At 35.7% G+C, this 25208-nt stretch carries 18 protein-coding genes; 12 read left to right on the top strand and 6 right to left on the bottom strand.

From position 1 onward, the window contains the following. Positions 1–110 precede the first annotated feature (110 nt). The 6 genes from PYV58_RS13625 to sbnA all read right to left on the bottom strand — a co-directional run bounded on the left by PYV58_RS13625 (position 111) and on the right by sbnA (position 9362). Positions 111–884, bottom strand: coding sequence for an aldolase/citrate lyase family protein (locus PYV58_RS13625; RefSeq protein WP_034614909.1), 774 nt, complete (start codon positions 882–884; stop codon positions 111–113). Beyond that, complete coding sequence (locus PYV58_RS13620; RefSeq protein WP_034614912.1) at positions 877–4404, bottom strand: IucA/IucC family protein; 3528 nt, start codon at positions 4402–4404, stop codon at positions 877–879. The genes PYV58_RS13625 and PYV58_RS13620 overlap by 8 nt, the downstream gene beginning before the upstream one ends. Further along, complete coding sequence (locus tag PYV58_RS13615; RefSeq protein WP_034614915.1) at positions 4401–5606, bottom strand: MFS transporter; 1206 nt, start codon at positions 5604–5606, stop codon at positions 4401–4403. The genes PYV58_RS13620 and PYV58_RS13615 overlap by 4 nt, the downstream gene beginning before the upstream one ends. Positions 5607–5609: 3 nt before the next feature. Further along, positions 5610–7250, bottom strand: coding sequence for an IucA/IucC family protein (locus tag PYV58_RS13610; protein WP_155768685.1), 1641 nt, complete (start codon positions 7248–7250; stop codon positions 5610–5612). Positions 7251–7321: 71 nt separating this feature from the next. Further along, positions 7322–8335, bottom strand: coding sequence for a 2,3-diaminopropionate biosynthesis protein SbnB (gene sbnB, locus PYV58_RS13605; RefSeq protein ID WP_004820581.1), 1014 nt, complete (start codon positions 8333–8335; stop codon positions 7322–7324). 22 nt (positions 8336–8357) lie between these two features. Beyond that, positions 8358–9362 carry a 2,3-diaminopropionate biosynthesis protein SbnA gene (gene sbnA, locus PYV58_RS13600; protein WP_004820582.1) on the bottom strand — a complete coding sequence of 335 codons (1005 nt, stop codon included), beginning with the start codon at positions 9360–9362 and terminating at the stop codon, positions 8358–8360. Positions 9363–10064: 702 nt separating this feature from the next. On the opposite strand from sbnA, the gene PYV58_RS13595 reads away from it, so the two are divergent. The 12 genes from PYV58_RS13595 to PYV58_RS13540 all read left to right on the top strand — a co-directional run bounded on the left by PYV58_RS13595 (position 10065) and on the right by PYV58_RS13540 (position 25046). Continuing rightward, a complete protein-coding gene (locus PYV58_RS13595) occupies positions 10065–13649 on the top strand; it encodes a type VI secretion system Vgr family protein (RefSeq protein ID WP_275059549.1) in 3585 nt (1194 codons plus the stop codon). Between the two features lie 69 nt (positions 13650–13718). Further along, a complete protein-coding gene (locus PYV58_RS13590; protein ID WP_275059548.1) occupies positions 13719–18734 on the top strand; it encodes an RHS repeat-associated core domain-containing protein in 5016 nt (1671 codons plus the stop codon). Between the two features lie 56 nt (positions 18735–18790). Continuing rightward, positions 18791–19162, top strand: a complete 372-nt coding sequence (locus tag PYV58_RS13585) for a hypothetical protein (RefSeq protein ID WP_126606911.1) — start codon at positions 18791–18793, stop codon at positions 19160–19162. Further along, positions 19150–19617 (top strand): hypothetical protein, encoded by a 468-nt coding sequence (locus PYV58_RS13580; protein ID WP_155768688.1) that lies wholly within the window; start codon positions 19150–19152, stop codon positions 19615–19617. The genes PYV58_RS13585 and PYV58_RS13580 overlap by 13 nt, the downstream gene beginning before the upstream one ends. An 870-nt stretch (positions 19618–20487) precedes the next feature. Beyond that, positions 20488–20931 carry a hypothetical protein gene (locus tag PYV58_RS13575; protein ID WP_034615158.1) on the top strand — a complete coding sequence of 148 codons (444 nt, stop codon included), beginning with the start codon at positions 20488–20490 and terminating at the stop codon, positions 20929–20931. Positions 20932–21040: 109 nt separating this feature from the next. After that, positions 21041–21289: a hypothetical protein gene (locus PYV58_RS13570; RefSeq protein ID WP_034615155.1), complete on the top strand. Its 249-nt coding sequence runs from the start codon at positions 21041–21043 to the stop codon at positions 21287–21289. Positions 21290–21410: 121 nt separating this feature from the next. Beyond that, complete coding sequence (locus PYV58_RS13565) at positions 21411–21878, top strand: hypothetical protein (RefSeq protein WP_034615152.1); 468 nt, start codon at positions 21411–21413, stop codon at positions 21876–21878. Between the two features lie 75 nt (positions 21879–21953). Continuing rightward, a complete protein-coding gene (locus PYV58_RS13560; RefSeq protein ID WP_034615149.1) occupies positions 21954–22373 on the top strand; it encodes a hypothetical protein in 420 nt (139 codons plus the stop codon). 228 nt (positions 22374–22601) lie between these two features. After that, positions 22602–22904, top strand: coding sequence for a hypothetical protein (locus PYV58_RS13555; protein WP_319802592.1), 303 nt, complete (start codon positions 22602–22604; stop codon positions 22902–22904). A gap of 368 nt (positions 22905–23272) precedes the next feature. Beyond that, positions 23273–23527 carry a hypothetical protein gene (locus PYV58_RS13550; RefSeq protein ID WP_034615145.1) on the top strand — a complete coding sequence of 85 codons (255 nt, stop codon included), beginning with the start codon at positions 23273–23275 and terminating at the stop codon, positions 23525–23527. Positions 23528–23808: 281 nt separating this feature from the next. Continuing rightward, a complete protein-coding gene (locus PYV58_RS13545) occupies positions 23809–24531 on the top strand; it encodes a hypothetical protein (protein ID WP_034615142.1) in 723 nt (240 codons plus the stop codon). 20 nt (positions 24532–24551) lie between these two features. Beyond that, positions 24552–25046, top strand: a complete 495-nt coding sequence (locus tag PYV58_RS13540) for a hypothetical protein (RefSeq protein WP_034615139.1) — start codon at positions 24552–24554, stop codon at positions 25044–25046. The last annotated feature ends 162 nt before the right edge of the window (positions 25047–25208 follow it).

The raw sequence follows: 25208 nt of genomic DNA, 5'->3' as shown, positions 1-25208 counted from the left end.
TTGAGAATGATTGTAATTCACAGTAACAAATAAACAAACAATAAAACATTTATATTCAGCTTAAATTTAATTGAGTGGAATAGCTGATACACCACTCAAGTTTTAGAGATCTATACAATTTCTTTATATGAATCAATATGAAGCTGATGTGCTCGACGGGTAATACTGCGATCATCACCGAGCACAAAAAGTTTTACAGACTGGTGCTTCCACAATGCAATATCTTCAGGCTGGCGCGGAATTGCGCAGAAATATTTACCCTGTTGTTGAGTTTTGCTATATATCTCTTGGATCTTTGCTTGAACTTGCGGATGGCGCGTTTCCCAAGGAACGCCCATAGACTGAGAAAGATCTGCCGCACCTTCAAGAATAATATCGATCCCATCAATAGCTAAAATTTCATCGATATTTGCTACACCAGCTAAACTTTCAATCATTGCGACGACAACTGTTTCTTTGTGTGCGTGTTGCACAAAATCAGTTAAGCTCTGCATGCCATAGCGATTTAACCGAGTTGAATTTAAGCCCCTTTGTCCTAGGGGCATGTAGTGGCAATAATTCACAGCTTCTTGGGCTTGTTGTGCATTTTCTATACGTGGTAATACAATTCCAGTCACGCCAGCATCGAGTAAAGGTAAAATCAAGTGATTGGCGGTTAAGGGGACTCGAACCAATACATCAAGCTGTATGGTTCTAGCGGCTAAAATCATGCTTTCAACTTGGGATGTGCTAAATAAAGTATGTTCCAAGTCAATAATAATAAAGTCATAGCCAGCCAGTCCCAATTGCTCCACATGAATTGGCGAGGCAATAGAACAGAATATGCCATAAAGTGACTCACCATTTTCCATGCGTTTTTTAAAGGGAACTGAAGCTTTATTCATATTCAATTTCCTTAATTAAACTCAACGGATTTGGGGTGGTTTGTACTCTTAATCGGATTTCTGGTAGGAAGCGACGACTTGCAAGTTGTTCAATATCGATAGTGTCATCTGTAAAGTTAAACAATTCATATCTTTGTGCAAATTCTGGATGCTTTTCTTTATGTTGATTGATGATCGATCTTAACATTGTCCAAAATTTGATTTCATCAAAATCATAATGCGTGTTTAAAAATATGGCCAATTCCGCTAGATTGACAAACCAAAGTGCATCTTGGGTAAAATCTCTTAACTCATTTGCTGCGTGTGTTTCTAAAAAAGAATTCGGGTTAATTTTGGCATGTTCTTTAGGCGCGTCTTGTAAATCGGGTAATAGCTCTGGATTTCTTAACAAATGACGACTAAAGCGAATACCATCATGGAAATCTTTTAGAGCAGCTTTAACAGGTAGACCATCTTTGTGAATTAACACCATATTTTGTGCATGAGATTCCAATGCTAAGCCGTGACACCATAAAATATGCATAATTGGCAGATAGGCATTTTTTAATAACTTCTCTAACCAAAACTCGATCCCGTATTGTTTGATCCAGTGGTCTATCAGCGGTTTTTGATCAGTATCAAGTTGCATTAGACCTGTAACTGGTGTTGCTGATTCGCCTTCATTGAGATAATGATAAATACTTTCACGCCAAATACAGGCCAGTGCGCCATATTGAACAGCTAAGGCGATCGGCTGATTGATAGAAAGGCCAGCAATTTCTCTTAAAATAACGGGTTTACGTTGTTTTTCTAAAATATGGTCTTGCTCAACGATTTTATACAGCCAGTCACTCATTTTTGCCGCATTTTGCACAGTATGTGGTGCTAAAACACGAGAGGTCGACGTGTTAACTAAATTCATCGCTAATTTTAGTGATAACGCTGAAATATCCGTGATGTTTGATAATGTTCGGATTGATTGTTGCGGTAAATAAGTAGGTCCAGCGATTTTCAATGGAATGATCAGTTGATTGCTGATTGCATCTTGATAATATAATTCAATAATTTTATCCCATTGCCAAGGATGAATAGGGCTAAGAATATAATCATTGAAATCAACTTGATGTGCTGTCAATTCCTCACGGATTGCGTGAAGGTCTTTGTCTGAAAAATGCTGTTTATACAGTTGATTTAAGTTGATCGTTTCACTCAAAACCAATTTGCATAAGCTTTTATGAGTAGCAGCCCATTGAACAGAGAATCCTTGGGATAATTCAGGTGAGTATTTTTGATTTTCCTTAAGATCAAAGCCTATTCTAGATTTAAAACTTGGATGATAGAGATGTGCATTGTTTATACGGGCTTCTTGCTCAATATATGACAGTGTTCTTAATGGTTGGTTGGGTGATAGACCCAGTGTTTGTGCATGTTTGACATAGGTAAGATTGAGCTCATCATTAAAGCTTTGCCATTTGATTGGATCAGCATCAATAATATGTTTTAAATCAGCCAGTAATGCTTTTAAATTTGGACTGCTTGATGACTTTTGAACGGCATCATAACGGACTAAACTCGATGGATTTAATTTAATTCGGTTAAAACTAAAATGTTGTTTAGCGTCGCAGCTATAAAAAAGATCATCTGAAATAAAGAATTTAATTTGCCCATTTGATTTTTCGTAGTTAAAGGCATTTTCAAAGATTAAAGCTTCTAATAATTGCCCGATGACACGTCTTTCCGCTTGGACTTTATAATCAATTTGTTGCGTAGCTTGAAGTGGGGTCAGTGTTTGAGCGCCTCTGTATTTATAAATCGGATTTTCAATATCAATCCAAATCGGGTTACCACCACTGTGATATAAGGTGTTCATCATATTTGCCTTAATAGGTAAAGTGAGCGAGTTAAGCAAAAGGTTGCAGTAGTGCTGTGCTTTATCTGAGAAGTTTTCATCAATCAGGGTTTGTCTGGTGGTTTGCCAAAGTTCACTTTCTTCAATAATACTTACTCTTGATATCGCACTAATTAGATGCGCAATATGATTGATGACTAAATAATATTGCAGAAAAATCCATGCATCCTTTTGAGAAAACCAAACAGTGCTATCTTCAGAGACTGAGGAATGATCATTGAGCATCTCAGAAACCACACTAATCCCTTCCATATCACGAATAATCAGTCGAGCAGGGAAGCCTTGTTTAAATTCCATCAAACTGTTTTGCATATGGGCTTCAACACTAATCCCTTTATTTGCAAACAATTCAATCAGTGGAACCAAGGAAACTTGAATATATTGTTTCCACCAATCAGCAAGAAAGGCTTTTGAGTGACTATTTGGAAGTCCTTGGGCTTGTGCCGCCTGATCAATAAACGCCATTAATGGGATCTGATGATGCTCATTTTCTTCGACTAAACCACCTAGCATCCGAGTATTTTCAAGCGTTTCCGTAGCTAATCCTGCGCGATATATAATGCCAAAAGAACTTTCTAACTCAGGGATTTTGACAGTTTTGGCTGTAAGCTCTGGAAGAATGAGCATATTTTTATAGTGTTGATTGATCTGATGCTTAAGAATGATTTTACTGGCATCAATCGCTCTTTCCATTTCATCCATAGGGTTGTTACGAATAAAACTGGTAATACGTACATCAATGGAGAGTTTTAAAAAAATATTAGATTGCGATAACCAAACAGTTCGTACTGAAGATGTAGGCCAAACGGTTTGTCCTAAAGCACCTAAATATCGAACCTCATGATTTTCTAAATAGCGTTTTAAGGAAGGGTGTAGGAGTAAAAAGTTTGCTTGCCACGGATGTGTAGGCAAAAGTTCATAATTTTCGAAGTCATCTTTAAGGCGCTGTCGTGCATGCTTCAAAACGTCTTCTTCAATCAGTTGATCAACATTGTTATCGCTGACAAGTTTTTGGATTAAGGATGAATGCACTGCGAAGTAGTGTAACTGAAACGTCGCACCTAGCTCTGGGCTATACTTTTTCATATCCTCTTTAGAAAAGCCTAGATTGGCTTTGGAGGTCACATGAAATGGATGTCCATATAACATGCCTTGTTCAGCAGATTGAAAACTAGAGGCCAGTTTAGGCTTTATTTGATCTACGCTGTTTTCTAAAAAGAATTTGGTATTTTCGATACTGTTTGCGATTTCTGCATAGAGATTCTGATTTTGCTTTTTATCTTTAAATCGCTGATTTAACTTTAACTCATCGGTTATCATTTTAACCAACACTTTAGGATCAGTCAGACTTGTGACAGTCTTATCCTCAGTATTGAAGACACAAAAAGAGCGCTGGTAACGATGATAACCAGTGCTTGAGAAATGCTCTATCGCACCATAGATGATTGAGTTAGATGCAGTAAATGGGTATGAAAAATAGGATGAATTATTTGCGTCATGTATTGTTAAAGGTGAATCCTGTTCTGAGAGAATATGCTGTTCGAGTTGAACTTGAAGTTCACGAAAAAAAGTATTCAAGTATTGTTCAAAAAGCTTGTAAGACCATGCATCGGTGGTAATGATCGGGTTCATTCTTGTACCTCTTCTAAAATTGTATTGGTTAAAAATTTGTTTAAAGTCACGATTAATCCAGCACCAATAAAAAATAATGCAGTGCAAATTAACGCGGCAGTGATATTGAAAAATGAGTATGTGAGGGTGACCGCAATCGGCCCAAACAGTTGACCGAGAACAAAGGCGCTATTTGAAATACCAATCACTTTTCCTTGATTTCTTGCATCTGTTTTTAACGAAATCGTATGAAAAATAGAGGGAATAAGCGCAGCGAAACAGAAACCTTGTATGAGTCTTAAGAGCAGCACTAACCAAATATTAGTGGTCCATGTCAAAGCCAGAACCGTGATTCCACAGATCAGCGTTGCACTGACAAAATTATGAAATGAATCGCCTCTCGCATCGTTGCGTTTCCCCCAATAGGTTGCAGCAAAAAATGCAGCGCCCCATGAAAGTGCGTGGATTGTTCCTGTTAAACTCGCAATAGATAAGGGGGTAGTTATATTTCGACTGATTTCACTGATATATATGATAAAACAGGACACTAAACCGAACCCGCCAGCTTGGACAAAGGTTCCCGCACTGAGCCAAGAAAAAATTGTTCGATCAAAGGATTGCAGTGTTGATGGTTTTTTATCGGGTTCAGTGACAGATGTCTGTACAGGTTGGCTCAATAAAATGGCAGCAACTAAGATTAAAACGATGACAATATATGCTGTGGCATTGAGTAAGGTTTCAACTTTCCAATGGTCCATAAATATGCCCCCGAGTACCGGACCACATAGGCAGGCCAGTGCGACACTGCTTTGGAGCTGTCCAAAAGCAAGACCTCTTTGTCGCTCGCTAGACAAGTAAGAGGTATAGGCATAAAGAATCACGGATAGACCGCAAAATCCTAATAGAATACGGGCAAAAATAAACACAAATAGATGCTGTGCTCCCGCCATTAAAAGTATAGAAATGCAGAAACCAGCCAAGGAAAGTAACAGTGCTTTTTTATGCCCAAATGTATCTGATAGATGACCAATAAGGGGGGCTGTAAATAGACTCCCTAGAGCTGGTGCTGACAGCGCTATACCTGCCCAAATGGCGGGTGTTGCCATTTGCGCCGTCAATTTTTCCATATATAGCGGCATGATCGGTATTAAGACCATCAAGCCAAAAGTCGAAAAAAATTGACACAGTAAAATAATCAAATGATCTAGGCCAGAGGAACGCATGATTTAGATATCCATGGTCTCATAGCAAGATTGGAATAAAGCATGGTAGGGATTTGACGTCATACCAATTTTACTTGGCATCCCTGTTGAATCACCCTGTTGGGCTAATAAAGGGGTGAGTAATTGTTTGAATGGCCAATGGCTACTTTCAAAAACATATTTTTGAATACAGTTTTTCGATTGTTCAGAAATCGTGGCAGTTTCTATAAAGTTGACAATAATCGCTTGGATCATTTCCCAGAAGTCAATTTCAGTATGATCGGTATATTTCAATGTTGCTAATGCGATAGGGTATAGGTTGATTTGTATCCCGAGGGTTATAAAATAATGAAATAAATCCTCATTTTTATTAAAGATAAGATTGTTTGGCGTACTGGTATCAATTTTATAGACTGGCGGAACAAAACCACTGTCCTGAATCGCAGGGGTACATATTCTTAAGGTGTCATGGTCACGCAGAATAAAGCATTTAAATTGATTGTCTTGGTAACATACAAGGGTGTTTTGACCATGACACTCAGGCATAACACCAAAAGACCACAGTGTGAGAAAAGTGTGAATAAAATGGGTACTCAAATCTTTAAGTAAGTTCCATTTGTCACCTGTTATACCTAAAGCTTCCCATGGATCAATATAAGGACAACTTAAAGCAGACATGCTAATTGGTGCTATATTTTTTTCTTGGCAAAAATGAGGTAAATGCCTCACTTGACAGCCGATAACACCTAAATTTTGTACCAGCGGTTCTTGTTTTCCTAAGACCCACCAATGGGTTTCATTGCTTAAAAAGAGCTGATGTTTTAATGATGGTGTTTTGTCGATGACATCATTGAGAAAATCATATGCCGCATGACCGTTGGCTAAATATCGAGCAGGCATAGAGCGAATAGCCCCCAAAGTTTTGGCATTGGTCGAGAGCTTTAAGTGCTGATTTGAATTTAAGTGATTGATTAAAGTTCGTAGCGAGGATGTTGGGCAACCAATTGCAGTGACGAGGCCGAGGCCAATCCCTAGATATTTATTTTCTTGAAATCTTAAATAGTCATGCTGTGTTTTAAGTACAGGTATTGCAAGGTATTCATTTGAGAGAGCCTGCATTTTTTCAATAATAAGATTTTTTTCCTCAACAGGGAGAGCCAGTTCATCATGTGGAATGGATTCCATATTATTTATGACATCTGCTTTTTTAAATGCCCACCAATACACTTCAATTTCTTTTTGAGTAATGAGTGGACTGAGTTCACCTTTCGCATGTGCAAATGGATGAAATGCACGGTCAGCGACAAGCGAAAGTTGTTCACTCATTATGAGTGGCGAAGAAAAAGAAAGTGCGGATTGTAAGATTTGAGGAATTTTTTCAGCAGTAACTAAATTATCATGCCAATACGTAATGGCCTTTTGGTGGTTGATTGATGGCCACCATGAGGATTGAGTTAAATAATTAAAAACGTCAGCAATCGCGATCTCAGTGGTCTGTTGACTCAACGTGTTATGAAGTAAAACTTCTGCTTTTGTGATATAGAAAGGATTTACACTATTTACTTTTAAGCAGTTGAAATGTAGTTCCAACTCACTACTCAGATGTATTACAAGATAAGGCTTTTTATAGACAATATGGTTTCTGAACTCACCATAATTTTCCATATAGAGTGCATCTATAGTTTTCTGAAGTTGTGTTGTGTAAATCCGATCTAACATGTGCATTGTTCCTATAATTATAAAAGTGGCAAAACTGTGCCAATATTTTGTTTTTGTGCAGCATTGAAAAACCATTTCGCACAAACAATATCGTCGATCGCCATACCCATTGGGTTGAGTAAAATGATTTCATCATCATTTTCACGGCCATTTTTATGCCCAATAATGATGTCACCTAGTTCAGCATGTAGTTTTTCACGGCTAAATAAACCTTCTTCAACCAACACATTGATGACTTTCTTTTCTCTATTGGATTGATCCCAGTCGTCCACAATCACTTTGTCAACTTTGAGGAAAACTTCTGGTTCAATATCCATGATTGATATATTTGAAACGAAGCAACCTTTTTTAAGCCATTCAAACGGGATATAGGGTTTGTCAGATACTGTGCAAGTGATTAATACATCTGCCTGTTGGATCGCCGACTTGGCAGTTTCATGAATTTCGATTTGAAGATTTGGATATTCGCCAATAAATAAAGCTTTAAGTTTTTCTGCGGCTTCAGGGTTTAGATCAAATAAATGTATTTTTTTAACTTGTGGATATTGTTCTAAGACCGTTTTGATTTGCATTTGGGCAATCGGACCACAACCAATCACGCTGATATCTGAGAAGTCTTTTTTGGCGAGATATTGAATTGATACACCAGTAATTGCAGCTGTTCTCATCGCACTAATTAAACTGCCTTCCATGATTGCAACGGGGTAATTTGTTTCAGCGTCATTTAAAACAATTAAGGCACTGGCACGAGGAATATTAAATTTCTTAGGATTATGTTGGCGAGAGCCAATCCATTTGATCCCTGCAATAGGATCATTTCCAGCCAAATAACATGGCATGGCAATAATTCGGTCTGCAATATGGTCCGCACCTTGCCAACGTAAATAGGGTTTTAAGGGTTGTACAAACTGTTTATTTGCGTGAAGTGTGAGGCCTTCAGTAATTGCTTCGATAAACGAATTACTGTGATTTGCACCAAGATGGAGTAAATCTGATTGACTAAGGTAACGAAGGCTAGCCAAATTACTCATAAATATTTCCTAAAAAGTGGAGTTAAACAACGGATTGCAAAGTAAAATTTTCTTGATTGAGATGATTTTTATTGAAATGTCTTCTCTTGATCATTTCGAACCATTCTTCGTCATAAACTAAATCTAAATAACGATCGCCTCTGTCTGCTAAAAGGGTTAAAACGCATGATCCAGACGGGATGGTCGGGATAAGTTTTTTTATTGCTGAAATAGATGAACCGCTAGATCCACCCGCAAAAATGCCTTCATGTTCGAGGAGTTCTCGGCAGCCTAAAGCTGACTCATAATCATCAACATAGATGACATCATCTATTTCATCTGGGGAGAGTAGGGCAGGAACGGTACTTGCGCCGATACCCGGAATTTCACGTGGGCCTGAGTGACCACCAAAGAGAACAGAACCGACGATATCGACTGCAATAACTTTTAAATGTGGGAATTTTTCTTTTAAGCGACGAGATACGCCCATGATTGTTCCAGAAGTACTTGCACCAACAACCAAGTAATCAATACTGCGATCGATTTGATTTATGATCTCTTCCGCTTCACCATAATAGTGGCTTTTCCAATTGTTGGGATTTGCATATTGGTTGATCCAAACAGCATTGGGCAATTGGCGGCAAAGTCGTTGTACTGTATCGATTCTTGTTTTTAAATAACCGCCGTTTTGATCTTTTTCAGAGACCATTTCGATATTGGCTTTATAGAGCTTCAACATTTGTAAGTTGGCTGAAGCAATTTTGGGGTCAATCACGGCAGTGAATTTTAGGCCGTAAATTTTGCATGCCATAGCAAGTGCAATTGCTAGATTTCCCGATGAACTTTCAACAATGTGGCTATCTTTATGAATGAGGCCAGATTTAAGCCCCTCTTGTAACATATACAATGCAGGTCGATCTTTGATACTTCCACCTGGATTGAGTAACTCCATTTTTGCGACAACGGTGATGGATTGATCGGTAAACATCCTTGAGAGTCTGATTAAAGGAGTTTTACCTATGCAATCGAGAATATTGTTATGGATCATCGTTAGAATTCTCTGGTTTTATCTGTTGCAAATGATAATCATTATTGGTTTTGTTATTATTAAAATTTACGTGAAATTTGTTGTGTTTTGTAATTTTATTGAAGAGTAAACTGTGAGAGTAAGTAATGATATTGTTTTATAAGTTTTTGATAAATATGGTTTATATTTAATTATTGGCTTAAATTATAGTGAAATTAGATGACCATTTGATTAAAATTGTTAATCAATCATTAGAAAAAATTTATAAAGTAGATCGCTATCACATTTATTTTTATTAAAGAGAATTGCCGCTATAAAACCATAGAGACCAAAAATCATAATAGAAAATCGTGGTTCATATTTATGATGCATTCTTAAAAAAGGGGAGATCTATTTCTAGGACTTTTGCAGATTGTAGTGGCATAAGATCAGTTCAAAGCTGTTTAGTTTACTCATACTGTTTAAAACACATTATGCCAATCGACCAAATCGAAATAAAGGTAGTCAAACATCAGCTCAGTGTGATAATCGTGTTTTAAGCAGGAGCGTATTTTTAAATAAATATTTGATAAAACAATGAGAAATTTTTATCTTTTATATGAGTTATAATAAAAATAGATGCAGTTTTGCTTAAATATTAACCACAAGATAGACTAGTCTGTATAGACAAAGCCCTAAATTTTTTAGTACAATTGATCACAATTTAGAATTAAATAATAATGCATGTCTAACAATATTTACGCTGCTTTGGAGCAGCTTGGCTTATCAGCACAAAAACGTGCGATTCACGTACAATTTTCTAATTCGGCGTTGAGCCAACAAGTGTTCCTACAACGTATCGATGGAACACATCAAATCAATGAGGGGGTTCGGCTCCAACTCATCTGTCTTGCAACGTCAGCAAGCATTCCTTTAAAAAGCTTTATTGGAACTCAAGCTGCGATTGATATCGTCACAGATAAATCCGAATTAACCCGTATTTCAGGGATTGTGACCCAAGCCGATATTGGCGCATCTGATGGTTCTCTTACCATCTATCGCCTGACTGTAGAAGACCCAACAGCACTTTGGAAACACCGTAGAAACTCTCGAGTATTTATGAATAAGTCGGTTGTGGATGTGATCCAAACCGTATTCCAAGAATGGGCACAACGCAGTCCACTGTTTGCTTCAAGTCTGACATTGGACAAGAGTGGTTTAAGCAAAGACTATGATGTGCGCCCATTCATTATGCAGGCATCTGAAAGCGACTTTGACTTCCTGACCCGTTTGATGAGAAGTGAAGGGATTAACTGGCTGATCGATGAAGCACAACTTAAAGTGTCGAGTTCAACAGAACAAATCCAAGCACAAAAGCTTCGTTTAATTGATGATAATTCGCAATTTAGTGCCTTAGAACGCCGCAATATTCGTTTCCATAGAAGCAGCGCCGTAGAAAAAACTGATTCAATCACCAATTTTATTGGTCAGCGTTCCATTCAACCGACTTCGGTACATATCCAGCGTTGGCAAGCTGATGTATTGGATATTGATGAAGGCGCTGGCAGTGTCCAAAGTAAACACAGCCATAGTGAAAATTATGACAATGCCAGTCTAGCTTTAGAACAAGCATGGCATTTTAGCCCTGCTTGGATTCAAGACCTTAATGGCGAAGATGGTGCAACGCCATCGGGCAACAGTCAGATTGAAAAGTTTAATCAAAACCTCAGCAACTACTACGATTCACAAGCCAAACAATTTACAGCAACGTCAACAGTGCGCGATGCACATGTTGGTTATTGGTTTGAACTGAATGAACACCCTGAGATAGATCAACACTCAGGTGCAGACAAAGAGTTTTTAATCACGGCTAAAAGCTTTTATAACCAAAATAACTTACCTAAAGATCTCACCGATCAAGTCACCGCTTTAGTCCAACAAAGCAATTGGCAAACAAGTCAAATCACCAGCAACACGAGTGATGAACGTCAAGCCAGTAATTTAATCATTCAACGTCGTAATATCAGCACGGTTCCAGCCTATAACCCATTACAACACCGACCGATGGCATCAGCACAACGGGCCAAAGTAGTGGGGCCAAGTGGAGAAGAAATTCATGTCGATGAATGGGGGCGTATCAAAGTTCGTTTCCTGTTTAGCCGTAATGAAGACAATACCCATGATGGCGGTGCGGGTTCCAATGACAATGACACAGATTCAGCTTGGGTCGATGTCCTGACCCCGTGGGCAGGTGAAGGCTATGGGGCGCGATTCTTACCGAGAATCGGTGAGATTGTTGTTATTGATTTCTTTGATGGCAACATTGACCGTCCATTTGTGGTTGGGCGTATCCATGAAGCACAACGCCATCCAAGCAAGTTTGATGACAAAGGTAAACTGCCTGACACCAAGAAACTGGCAGGAATCAAAAGTCGAGAGTATCAAGGCAGTGGTTACAATCAGCTAAGGTTTGACGATACTACTGGCCAAATCAGTAGCCAGTTACAAAGTAGTCATGCCGCCAGCCAACTCAACTTGGGCAAACTGAGTCATCCTAAAGACAAAGCGGAAAGTGATGATCGTGGTGAAGGCTTTGAACTTAGGACTGACCAATGGGGAGCAGTACGTGCAGGGCAAGGTTTACTGCTTTCAACCTATAAACAAGACCAAGCCAAAGGTGATCATCTTGATTCAGAGCTTGCCAAAAAGCAACTCGAAGGCAGTCAGACCAACAGTAAAGCCTTAAGCGATATTGCCAAGAATCAAAAGACGGATGAAATAGAATCGATTGAGCAACTCAAAGCTTTTGCCGAAGAAATTGAAAAAGATGTTGCTAAGTATAAAAAAGCCATCATGTTACTCAGTTCTGTTGATGGGATTGCCTTAAGTACCCCTGAAGATATCCATCTTTCAGCCACAGGCATCATTAACCATACTGCGGGCGATAGTATTAACCTCAGTACCCAAAAGAATCTTTTGGGGCAAGCTTTAGGCAAAGTGAGTCTATTTGCTGCACAAGGTGGCATTAAAGCCATTGCAGCACAGAGTAAAGTCGAGATTCAAGCGCAGTCAGATGCTTTAGATGTATTTGCCAAACTGGGGATTACCATCTCATCTACAGAAGATCGGATAGAAATCAGTAGTCCAAAAGAAGTGTTGATTACAGGCGGTTCCTCACAGATTGCCCTAAATGGCTCAGGGATTTTCCCCAAAACAGGCGGTAAGTTTGAGGTCAATGCAGGGCAGCACACATTTAAGCCGGGTGCCAGTGTCAGTAAATCAGCACAACTGCCGCCATCGAATCCACTCAAAGGCGCACTCGACTTATTAAAAAGCTATGGTGGGCAAGACTTCTTTAAACAAACGGGCTTTAAAGTGATTGACTCATTTGGCAAGCAAGTGTCTGGCAAGCTGGATGGCAATGGCTTTGCCCAAGTGACAGGTATTGCACCTGGCCCTGCCAAAGTTGAATTTGAAACTGATCCACGAAGTGCATGGGATAAAGCAAGTCATTTTAACCGTGATTATACTTGGTCAGAAGAAGTGGTCGGTGGTGCCACAAGCTTTGCACAAAATGCTTTAAATTCAGTGGGACAAAATATGATGTCCCAACTCAAAAACAATTTATTCTCTTTGAATGCTGACTCATTGAAAGATATGGGCAAAAATGCTTTAAAAGACTTAGGCACACAAAGCTTGGGACAATTTAAAGAACAATTTACTCAAAGTGCATTAGGTTCAGTCTCTTCGGCATTGAATTTAAATTTATCTCCGTCACAGATGATGAACGTGGGCCAGATGATTGCTAATCCAAGTCAATCCCTACAAAACATTAAAGATCAAGGCATCGATTTCTTTAAAGACCAAGCCTCAGCATTGTTTGCTCAACAGACCAGTGGTTTAGTTTCTAATATAACTGCTGGAACAGGATTTGGGTCGTCACTGGGGCAAGGTTTTGTTGCAGAGTCATTTGGCGCTGCTCAAAATGGGTTAGATGTCCCAGTGAAAGTGGTGGATGATTTTATTAAAAAAGATGAATATTTCTCTCGCTTCTTAACCTATAGCATTACCACTCGAAAAGGCGATGCATCTGTACCCACGATCCCGCAAAACATTCCTCAACAAGTCAGTCAGCCTGCGCCAATTTTGACTCAACAGACTCCACAAGCAACAGCACCAGTCGAAGTGAAAAAACCGCAGTCGATTTATGATATGGATAAGGATGTGGTACGGATGGATCTGGAAGAGTCGCGTTATGTCACCAAACAAGTGACTGTGCGAAAAACGGCTGCTGAACAACCAGATGTATATAACGCGCGAAATAAATAATTGAACATTTTTTTGAATTTTAATTGATTGAAATTAAATTAAAAATTAGAACGTATTAAGGTTAAGCTTATGGCATTTATAGACAGTAAAAATCAGACCGCAGGGTCAAATACACAGCAACAATCAACCGCTAAAGAGACCAAGCCAGCGGTAGAGTTGGCAGTATTTAATTTGGCCAGCCTGACGCATACAGAAGACCATAAGTTTATCGCCCATCAAATCCAAAACTATTTACAGGCTTGTGGAAATACCAGCCTAGAACAGATCAAAGCAAGCGCCAATGTAGCGACAGTCGCCAATATCTTTGCATTATCCGGCAGTGTATTGGATTTAATTCTATTTGCCATTGAACCCAAGCAAGCTGAGGCAGGCGTACAACAATCGGCATTGTTAAGCATGAACTTAATCGGTTTATTTTTACAACCGAATACAGAAGCACATGTGCGTATGGCTTTACGTCCAATGCTGGGTTTAATGGCCGAATGTTTATACCCAGCCAATGGCAAAATCAAAGAAGCTGATTTACGACGTATGCAGCTACACTTAAATGCGCAGATGGCCGGCGATTTAGAAAAATTCCTACAAGAAACACAGGGTAAATTATCAGGTTTATTGTCGAGTGCAACGACATTAGGGACTTCAATTCTGCAAGCCTTTAGCAGCAGTGCTGTAGCTGGATTGCCCAGCGTTGCTTCAGCGGGAGCCACAGCTGAAAAACGTGATCCCAGCAAGCAGTTTAGCAACTGGGCACAGCCATTGATTGATTTGTTGGGTACACCTGCACAAGCTGATATGACAGCAAAGATGACCCCGAATATCGCAACACGATTAACAGAAGAAGTGCTTAAGGCGACACCACAACTTGCTACAGTGATTCAACAACAAAGCAATACAGGAACTCAATATAGCCTTGCTTGGTTGATTCAAGAAACCCTAAAAGCCATCCAAACTCAAGGTAAAAAAGCCACAGCCAGTGTGCCGTTAAACCAAACAGGCGAACATGAGCAGCATATCAATGGTGATATTTTAGAGTTTGTTACCTTACAACCTGATGCTTTAAATGATCCGATTTGTGCGACCTTAGTTCAAGATCAAAGTTCTAAAACGGATAAAAGTATCAGTTATGCGATTGGTGCTGAGCGGGTTAATCATTCAGACTTTTACTTGCCTAAAGTTGGTTTTGCCTTTAGTCGTCAATATAACTCTCAGATGAATGAGTTTGACCACAGTATGATCGGCGCACGTTGGATGATGCCATTTTCCAATGTGATCATACAAAATCAAAATGGGTATTTATTTATTGACAGCAATGGACGTAAACATCAACTGCCTGCTTCGATCGTCTATGAAACATATCAGGTACCCTTTGAAGGCTTTAGTGTCGCACCACATGATGATGGGGATTTATTGCTGAATTTTGGATCAGACTGGAATTTCCATTTTCATAGTTTTAATGCTGGAAAACATTATCACCTCGTTCAACAATTTAATGATCAGACTGATGAAAAAGTAGTACTGACCTATTTGTTATTTGAACAATTTGCCTATTTACAAGCGATTGATTTCCAATTGAAGCGCGCTAAACATTTAGTCAAATTTGCTTTTAATGAACAAGCCAAAGTCATTGCCGCATTTGTCGATGAACAAACAGAAGCATTGGCATGTTATGAATATGATCAACAAGGCAATCTGATCAAAGCCATTGATCAAAATGGTCATACACGCAGTTATGAATATAACCATGCCCATCAATTGACCCGTTATACAGACCGTACTGGACGTGGGCAAAATATTCGATATGACTCTACCGCACCCAAAGCCAAGGCGATTGAGGAATGGGCAGATGATGGTAGTTTTAAAACCCGTTTAGAATGGCATCCACGTTTGCGTCAGGTGGCCGTCTATGACGCCTATGATGTTCCGACCTATTATTATTTTGATTTAGACGGTTTTACCTATCGTACTCGTTTAGCCGATGGTCGTGAAAAGTGGATATCTCGAGATAGTCAAAAACGAATTACGCGTCAAATTGATTTTGCAGGCTTAGAAACTGAGCAAGTCTATAACGATCAAGATCAATTGGTAAAAATTGTACAGCCAAATGGTGGCATTATCCTGTTTGCCTATGATGAAAATGGTAATCTGACTGAAACCAAAGACCCAGAAGGCAATATCTGGAAAAAACAATATGATGCTGATGGCAATGTCAGCAAAGACATTAATCCTTTAGGGCATACTACCCAATATAAATATAATAATGATAATCAATTGGTTGAAGTGATTGATGCCAAAGGCGGCTCAAAGAAAATTCAATATAATGATCTTGGACAGATGGTGTCGTATACCGATTGTTCAGGGAAAAGTAGTGCTTGGGAATATGATGAAGACGGTACACTGACTGCACAAGCTGCTGCGGATGCACAACAGGTTCAGTATCTCTACAGTACTCAAGGTAAAGACCGAGGGCAGTTACAAGCAATCATTTATCCTGATGGATTAAAAGAACAATTTGAACATGATGAAGAAGGGCGTTTACTTAAGCATACTGATAGCAAAGGCTTAATCACCCAATATAAATACAATCAAGTCGGGCTATTAGAACAACGGGTCGATGCCAATAGACACCAAATCGGCTACCAGTGGGATAAGCAAGGTCGAATTCAAAAACTAAGCAATCAAAACCATGCCGAATATCTATTTGACTATAATCGTTTTGGGCAATTGGTGCGTGAACAAGCCTTTGATGGTGAAGAAAAGCATTTTACATATCATGATAATGGATTTTTATTTCAAATCCGCCAACCAAATATTCTGACTCAATTCGGCTATCATACGGATGGTTCGATCGCGTCAAAAACCTATACCCATTTGCAAACTCGACATCGTCAAGTTGAAGAATTTGAATACAACTTAAATAATCAACTCAGCAAAGCGACCAATACAGAAAGCCAAATTGATTTTTATCGCAATCAACTCGGACAATTGGTACGTGAGCATCAACATTATAAAGTAGCAAATCTAACCCCACTCACAGCAGTATTACGTTATGAGTACGATGAATTGGGGAATTTGACTCAAACCATTCGACCAGATGGACAAGTACAAGCCAATCTAAGTTATGGATCAGGGCATATTTATGGTATTGCTTTTAACCAACAAGATATGGTGGCATTCCAACGCGATGATTTACATCGTGAAACCACACGACTGCTGGCCAATGGTTTAGTGCAAACCAAGAATTATAATGATGTGGGCTTACTCAGCTCACAAGTCATTCGCCCAGAGCAAGAAACAACGGACAGGGTGCAATTTCAAGCAGAACGTCATTATCACTATGATAACAACTATTTGCTGACTCAAGTCGATGATAGTCGTCTAGGAAAGTTAAATTACCAATATGATCCAATCGGGCGTTTAATTAAAAGCCAAAACCCATATAAGACTGAAAGCTTTAGTTTTGATCCTGCGGGGAACTTAATTGATCCGATTGCCACACAAGCTGCGCAAGTAAAAAATAACTTGATTAGCCAGTATCAAGGCAAACATTATAAATATGATGCACAGGGCAATGTGATTGAAACCACTCAAGCAGGTCAGACTTTAAAACTCACTTGGGATAACTTAAATCGTCTGATTCAAAGTGACAACAATGGTCAAATCACAGACTATGGTTATGATGTGTTTGGCAGACGATTATTTAAGAATAACCAAACAGACCACAGCCTAACATTATTTGGTTGGGATGGTGACTTAATGATATGGGAGTCATATCAAGCAAACCAAAATCAATTAAAACAGCAAGACTACACCAAACACTATGTTTATGAACCGAATAGCTTTGTACCGTTATTACAGACTGGTTATACAGGCTTTATTCAGCTGATAGAAACACCTGACTATCGCCAATTCCAAAACGTACCCTATTCGATTTATAAAGATCCTGTATGGAAAACTGAAACCAGAAAGAACAAAGCTGAATTAGAACGTGTTGCTTTTTATCACTGTGATCAAGTCGGTACACCACAAACTTTAAGTAATGAGTTAGGCGAGTGTGTTTGGGAAATCAAACAGGATACATGGGGCACTGCTTTAGAAATAAATACAACAAACCAAGACAATCCATTGCAACAAAGTAATATTCGTTTTCAGGGTCAATATTACGATAAGGAAACAGGTTTACACTATAACCGTTATCGTTATTACGAGCCGTATAGTGCAAGGTATGTGAGTAAAGACCCAATTGGGTTATTTGGTGGTTTACATAGCACTAAGTATGTTAGTGATCCAAATCAGTGGGTGGATGCTTTAGGTCTAGCAAAGATATTTATACATCCTGATGGCAGTTATTCAGGAACATATGTATCTGGTGCAATAGGCCAAAATGATGAAGCAAAAAACTACATTGCACAAATGGAAAAAAATGCGAGGTTTACTAAAGTAAAAGAAAGAAGAGAAACTGTTCACCAAAAACATTGGGACTGGGAAAAACAACAAGAAGAGATTTGGAATAGGGATCCTATTGGAAATCAAAAATTACATGACAAGCAAATAGCAGAATATGATGCGATGAAAGCAGCTGAATTAGCCCAAAAAAGTGAATCAATAGATTATGATTGTCAACTAGTTGAATATTTTACATGTTCAGGAGGCGCGGGTGTTACTTCTGTTGGAATTGCTGTAAATTTATATAAACCAAAAGACATATTTATAAGTGGTTCACTTGGGAGTGATATTTCTAAAGATGAAATTCTCAAGGGATTAACAGGGCGGCCAATGTCGAGATCAGATTTTACAAAGGGTATTGGTAGTAAACTTATTTCAAGAGGCTTTTCTTGTACAGGTAATTATATTCAGAATAAACCGAAAGGAAAAGATCCGGCAGTTTATGTATCAGAGTTTTTACAAGGATGGTCAGAAACATATTCGACAGGATGGTATGGTGCTGTTGGTACTCTTACTGTACCAGATGGAGAGGGTGCATTAGATCCTAATGGAACAAAAGCTTGGGGATTTGGTATTGGTACTCCAAGGGTTGTAGGTTACTCTAAAGACTATGGAATACAAGTACATAGTGAGGATAATTAGTGAAAATATATATATTGCTTGCTACTGTTTTTTGCTATCTTGGTTATTCAGTTTATATGGATAAAATTAATACTCCAGAAATTAGAAGTTTTTATCAAAATACAATCAATAATTTATTTTTAGAGTATGAGCCTGAGATAGTTAATGTGACCGATAAAGATCAAGTAATAACCAATTATTTATTTATAAAACCAGAAAACCTTACATTCTCAAAATTTCAGATATTGAATGATAAAATAAAGAGAAGAGGGTGGGTTCAAATAAAAAGTGATAATGAATATTATCAATACTGTTTTGAAAATAAATACTTTATGAAAATTGTTTTTCCTGATGGGTTTTTATATAAAAATAACCCGGATCAAAGTAAAGATAAAGTATGGGTTGATTTAACCTATACAAAAGGAGGGGTTTCAACTTGTACCAAATAAAATGTGGTTTAGAAATAATGAAATTTTTTATGCTTATGTGTTTTTTTATATTTAATTGTGATGTTTTTGCAGTTGAATATCATCCAAGAATAAATATTAATGATCTGATTGATAAAGTAAATAATAGAAAGAATGCAATGTATTTTAATGGTGATAATTTGGATGAAAGAAATTCATTCAAACAAGTTTATTATAGAAATATTATTCAAGACAGAAATTTTTCTTTTCAAAAAGGATTGATAGAGTATTCTTTTTTAAAATCAGATGGTATTGATAGTTATGGTTATGCAGAGCATTTTTATGATTGTTCAAATGATGAGAAGATCATATATAGACAAAAATATAATAATAAAGGTGATTTTTTTTCCTCAGAAGTATTATTAGTAGATTTAAGGGTATATAGTAAAGATTTTGATAAGTTTATATGTAATGATATAATTTTTGATAAAAATTAATTAAAGCATGAAGTGTTTAGTCGTCATTTATTTAAGAATAACTCAACTAATCATAGTTTGACGCTATTTGGTTGGGAGATTGATTTGATAGATTGGGAATCAGTTAAATCATCGAAAGCGTTAATAGATTATACTAGGCTAACAATTTATCAAGGATTTAAGTGGATGTTAATGAATAATGATCAAATCCCTACTATTTATAAATGGGAGGAGATAGATGAATTACAATATATGCCAGATAAAGTATTTAATTACTATATATTAGGATTAAAAAATATATTGAAGTAATTCCTTTAAATGCTGATACAGCAAGTGCTGTAAGTGTTTTTTTTAACTTGATTGAAGAGAGAGTGACAAAATAATCAGATGTAATTAAAGATGTATATCCTGAGTTCAAACCTCTTTTATATCATATAGCTAATAATCAAGAGTAATTTGATGCAGATTTAGATATATATGGGAAATTTATGGATAAATATAATTTCATTGAGAGTAAAATGTCAAAATTATAAATAGCAATAAAAATATAAAGTTTACGTACTGTGCAATTATATTAAAAACCCTGAAAGCCGAATTTATAAAGTTTCAGTATGGAAAACAGAAACCCGAAAGAACAAAGCTGAATAGGAGCGTGTTGCGAGGGGAACTTAGATAAATGGGTCATATTTTATGGTTATGATATGTATGGTACGACAAATTGTAAAAAATATTTTAAATAGTGAATCAAGCACTCACGAAGCAGAAAATGGTTTAATCTTGATGCTAAAGTTGGTGTTAAGATGAGTGCAGGTTCAAGAAAATTTGATATTTCTGAAACTGAAAATGCAGTAATTCATTTCAAGTTAAAATTATTTATAAGGAGAATGCGAAATGAATTTTTTAAAATTTAGCTATATTACTATACTCATAGTTTTAACTTTTTCATGTGTAAATAGTGAAATTACTCAGGATGCGCGATTTTTCAAGACTATCACTCATAAATATTTTAAAAATTATGATCCTGATGAATATGTTTCTATTGATAAGCCAGAAAATAAATATTCAATTGTTAAAATACAGAAATCTAAATTATCACTAGTTGAATACAATCAAGTGCATTCAAAATTAAAAAAGGACGGATGGAGGATGATTTCTAATAAAGATCATTTTTATGAGTATTGTTTAGGAGAAAAAATTTATCTTGGAGCTTTATTCCCAGAGAAAGATAAATACCATAGCTTTATTGGACATGAGGTTATACCTTCTAGTAAAAATAGTTGGATAATCTTCCTTGATTATGGCGAAGGAAAAGTTAACGATTGTCGTAAAAAATAAGCTCCCAATCGTAGATTTTAATTAAATATTCTATTGAAATATATAATAATAATTGATAAATAGAAAAGTGAGTTTTTGTTTATCAATTTTTAAATTTTAGGAAATTAAAATGTTAGAATTTGTTATCACTTTGATATCAAGCTTTTTAAGGATTGAGGATAAGCCATATCAAACTTTTTTCATAAGGACTGTTACTATTAGTCTAATAACGGCATTATCTTTAATTATTTTTGAAACTAGTGGGAAAGAAATAGTGGTAAGTTTAAATTGGTTGGTCGGTTGTTCTTTATTTATTGGACTGTTAATAAGTTTTATTGCTGGGATTTGTGAGATAGGGCGAGAGAATGTTGAAAGATAAACATATAAATTATAGATAGTGACAATATTTTTAACCTGTGGAAAACGTTTTGATAGTGCTAGAAGTAATTTTACTTCATTAGAAGAAGATGAATTAGCTAAAAATGGTTGGGTAGATTGAAATGTTTAGAAGCTTAATTTTTACTTGTATTACGATATTACTTAGTAGTTGCACTGTAAAAAATGATAGGCTAGATAGAGTAAATTTTGAAGAGCTATTGGAAGAGTTATTTTCAAAATATAGCTATAAAACTGAAGTAAGCTTTTACAAAGAAGAACTTGATGTTAGTAATGCTTATATTCCAAAGAATAAAATGTCAAAATCTAACTTTGAAGTTAATATTGAAAAAGAGCTATTAGTAAAAGGTTGGATAAAAATTCACCCACTATTTGATGATCAAAATATTTATTGTTATGATGAAAAAAATGAATTAAGCATCATATATCCAACTAAAGATCATTATGTAAACAATAGCGGTGATAGCATGGATGTTAGTAAGGAAAATTTAGATAAATGGATTATTTTATATAGGTATAATATGTATGGAAATACAAATTGTGAGAATTATTTTAAAAATAACCTGAGGTGAAATATGTTTAAAAATTAATAATTTTTTAACGAAAATTCTCTAGTTGTTTAGAGTGAATTTTAATAAGGTGGGTGAATGTTTTTGTTAGAAAAAACAAAGAAAACAATAATGAGATTAGTCATTTTTTTATTTATATTAAATTTAACTTCTTGTACTCAAAAGACAGAAAGGCTAGAATATGTAGATCCTGTTAATTTTACATCGAAGGTTTTTAAGAATGTGAATTATGAATATGTGAATATTCTAAAAAAAGAAAAATCAGAAATAAATTTGCTGTATGTGAAAAAGTCAGATATGACTAAAAATTATTTTAATAATACTGTTGTTGATAATATAAAAAATCAAGGTTGGAAAGAAGTTAGTCCCGAGTTTCAAGATCAAAATTTATTTTGTTCCGGTGCTAATAATATGATGAGTGTGGTTTATCCTACGAAAGAAATTTATAGAAACTTAAAAGGGGATACTTTAACAATTAAAAAAAGAAAATCTAGATAAATGGATGATTTCCTATATCTATAGCTTTCATGGGTTTGATGAGTGTAAAACATAGTTTCGATCTTGTTAAAAAATCAAACTTAAGTAGAGTCTAAAGATATTTTCTTTAAATATTCAAATTGGACTAGAAAATAGAGTTGGCACTACTGTATTTGATTATTCTGAAACAGAAACAGATATTAAATCTCTTGAGTTTAAATTTATTAATCCGAATAAGGTAAATAAAAGATGATCGATTGGATTAAAGTTAGTTTATTAACAATTATAATTTTATGTGTAAACTCATGTACAAGCACCAAAGAAACTCAACAAGGTAAATATTTTACTAATATAATTAATTATTATTTTGGTGATTATAGCCCAAATGAAAAAATTTGGGTCGATAAACCTTACAATAAATATGCAATAGCTGAAATCAAGAAGTCAAAATTATCATTTGATAACTTTAAAACGATACAAGTTAAGCTTGAAAATGATGGTTGGAAAATGATTTCAGATCAAGATAGCTTTTATGAATTTTGTTTAGGATAGACGATTTATATGGGATATTATACCCTATTAACCCTCATCATTATGGCTACGATGGGGCTGAAATTAGATATGAGAATATAGGTGAATGGTCAATCGGTTTATCTTATAATGATGTAAGTGTTAAACATTGTCGTTAAGATAAAATTTCAGTGATAGGTTTGGAATAAATAAAGCTGTTTACAACTTAGAATTTTAAGACAGAACTTATAATTTTTTTAAAATTTATCTAAGGAATGTTCTCATAGTTATAAATTTATAATGCTTTTTAAATTACTATATTTAGTAGGATTTCTATAGTGATATGTATAAGCATAGAATTAATCGATATCTAAATTTACTGAAATAAGAATTTAATAAAGGTCAATGCGATGAATTTAATAAAATTAATAATTTTATGTTGGTTGTGTTCTGGTTGTACAGAAGTGAAACCTGATTCAAGTCAAAATATTAAAGAGAATCAGAAAGATTCTACTCATGAAATTAATATGATTTTTGGTGAGGCTAACCCTGAAAATATGACTTATTATAACTCAGCTGGTGCTGAGTATGTGATATTTAAAATTAAGTCTAAAAATATGGATTTAAAATCATTTAATAATTTAAAAATGAGTAAAATTAAGTAAAGAGGATGGATATATCTAAGGAGTGAAGGTTTTAGTCAAATTTTTTGTAGAAACCAAAATCAATTAGAAGTGTCTATTCCTAAAAGTATTATAGGAAATTCTGAACTAAAAGATGGCGATATATTGAGACAAAATGAAATTGATTGGAATATTACACTTTATCGGCCTAAGAAAATTAAAACAGCATGTAGCCTCTAAATTACTTTATAAAGTAACAAATTCTATGAGCCAATGAATGAACCTGTACGTATAATAAAGATATAAACATTAGGACAACGATAATGCTAAAGAAAACGCTCTTTATATTGTTAAGCAGTACAATTTTTTCAGTACATGCAACTCCTGATTTTTTAAGCTATAAAAATTGCAGTCCGCTAAATTTAAGTGATGCAAATTTTAGTCTTTCATCGAAAGATGTCTTTCCTGAATATTCATACATTACTAAAAAATATAACTTTTTGACGTTACCGATTTCAGATCAAAATCAACATTATTGTTTAATTATCAATAATAAAAATAAAGTGATTGTGGATGCTATTCCAACAATGTTAAGCGGTATGTGTGCTGGAAAGTGGGATAAGCAAAAGGATCTACCTATTTGGGAGGCTGATGTAGGTGGGGGAAGAGGCGCAGTTGTTTATATGAATTATTCAACAAGCCAAAATTTAAAAAAAATGAAAAAGTCTGAAAGATTAGAAATAGATGAAATAATCAAAAGCATAAATTGCCAATTGCCTGTATATAGCAGAAATGATGTTCAAGAGCTTAATGATTCTGCATTTTATTTATATAAATTAGGTTATTATAATGAATCTTTAAACATTTTAAACCGTGTTATAAAGCTAGATCCAAGTAGAGCAGTAGCTTACTTAAATATAGCCGATATTTATGTCGCACAAAAAAATGAACTGCTTGCTAGGAAAAACTACGCTCTATATTATGCAGAGATGAAAAAATTAGGTCTTTTAAGCGAAGTGCCAAATAGAATTAAAAAATACTTATAATTAGGTTTTTTAGGATCGTTATGAAAAAAATTATTAAGTCTATTCTAACCTCATTTCTAGTTTTTTGGCTGGCTGCATGTTCAAATACAGATAAACCAGAAATTATTCCTGATCGATTTAAGAATTTTATGAATACATATTTTCATGGTTATATTTATGAATATAAGGATATTAATGCTCGTGGTAATCATAATTATGGTGAGCAATATGCATTAATTAAGATTAAAAAAGCAGATTTAAATCGCGATGAAATGAAAAATATTTATAAAAAACTTGAAGATGGAGGGTGGAAATTAGTCGAGACTAATCATGATAATTACGTTAATTTTTGCTATGGAGAAGATTTTTCTCTAATTATTTTATATCCATTAGGAAAATTCGCAAAGACTCCAGCAGGTATTCCATTAAGCTATGATGACATTAATGTCTGGCAGATTTCTGTTTATAAAAGTACATCAAAGTTAGCTGCATGTAATCAAAATTCAAACGATTTTATTGATTTTAAGACGCTTTGATTTGAATCGTTGCCATAAGTTTGGTTTTTCAATAAAACCTAAAAATCACAGTTTTTTACCTCCTTATCGTGATTGAATCAATCCGCATTAAACACAGTCTGTAAATTCCGACTTTATAGTTTGCCCATTGTTTGTTGTACATAAATTCTTCATTTTTATATG

The organism is Acinetobacter sp. TAC-1, assembly GCF_029025845.1.
GTDB lineage: Bacteria > Pseudomonadota > Gammaproteobacteria > Pseudomonadales > Moraxellaceae > Acinetobacter > Acinetobacter guillouiae.
This window is presented reverse-complemented; position numbering and strand designations above follow the sequence as displayed.

Coding starts and splice junctions, on each gene's coding strand:
- PYV58_RS13540 (WP_034615139.1), top strand. CDS start 24,552: ATGAAAAAAATTATTAAGTCTATTCTAACCTCATTTCTAGTTTTTTGG.
- PYV58_RS13585 (WP_126606911.1), top strand. CDS start 18,791: ATGGATAAAATTAATACTCCAGAAATTAGAAGTTTTTATCAAAATACA.
- PYV58_RS13550 (WP_034615145.1), top strand. CDS start 23,273: ATGAATTTAATAAAATTAATAATTTTATGTTGGTTGTGTTCTGGTTGT.
- PYV58_RS13610 (WP_155768685.1), bottom strand. CDS start 7,250: ATGGAAAATTATGGTGAGTTCAGAAACCATATTGTCTATAAAAAGCCT.
- PYV58_RS13625 (WP_034614909.1), bottom strand. CDS start 884: ATGAATAAAGCTTCAGTTCCCTTTAAAAAACGCATGGAAAATGGTGAG.
- PYV58_RS13575 (WP_034615158.1), top strand. CDS start 20,488: ATGAATTTTTTAAAATTTAGCTATATTACTATACTCATAGTTTTAACT.
- sbnB (WP_004820581.1), bottom strand. CDS start 8,335: ATGAGTAATTTGGCTAGCCTTCGTTACCTTAGTCAATCAGATTTACTC.
- PYV58_RS13555 (WP_319802592.1), top strand. CDS start 22,602: ATGATCGATTGGATTAAAGTTAGTTTATTAACAATTATAATTTTATGT.
- sbnA (WP_004820582.1), bottom strand. CDS start 9,362: ATGATCCATAACAATATTCTCGATTGCATAGGTAAAACTCCTTTAATC.
- PYV58_RS13620 (WP_034614912.1), bottom strand. CDS start 4,404: ATGAACCCGATCATTACCACCGATGCATGGTCTTACAAGCTTTTTGAA.
- PYV58_RS13570 (WP_034615155.1), top strand. CDS start 21,041: ATGTTAGAATTTGTTATCACTTTGATATCAAGCTTTTTAAGGATTGAG.
- PYV58_RS13590 (WP_275059548.1), top strand. CDS start 13,719: ATGGCATTTATAGACAGTAAAAATCAGACCGCAGGGTCAAATACACAG.
- PYV58_RS13545 (WP_034615142.1), top strand. CDS start 23,809: ATGCTAAAGAAAACGCTCTTTATATTGTTAAGCAGTACAATTTTTTCA.
- PYV58_RS13565 (WP_034615152.1), top strand. CDS start 21,411: ATGTTTAGAAGCTTAATTTTTACTTGTATTACGATATTACTTAGTAGT.
- PYV58_RS13595 (WP_275059549.1), top strand. CDS start 10,065: ATGTCTAACAATATTTACGCTGCTTTGGAGCAGCTTGGCTTATCAGCA.
- PYV58_RS13560 (WP_034615149.1), top strand. CDS start 21,954: ATGTTTTTGTTAGAAAAAACAAAGAAAACAATAATGAGATTAGTCATT.
- PYV58_RS13615 (WP_034614915.1), bottom strand. CDS start 5,606: ATGCGTTCCTCTGGCCTAGATCATTTGATTATTTTACTGTGTCAATTT.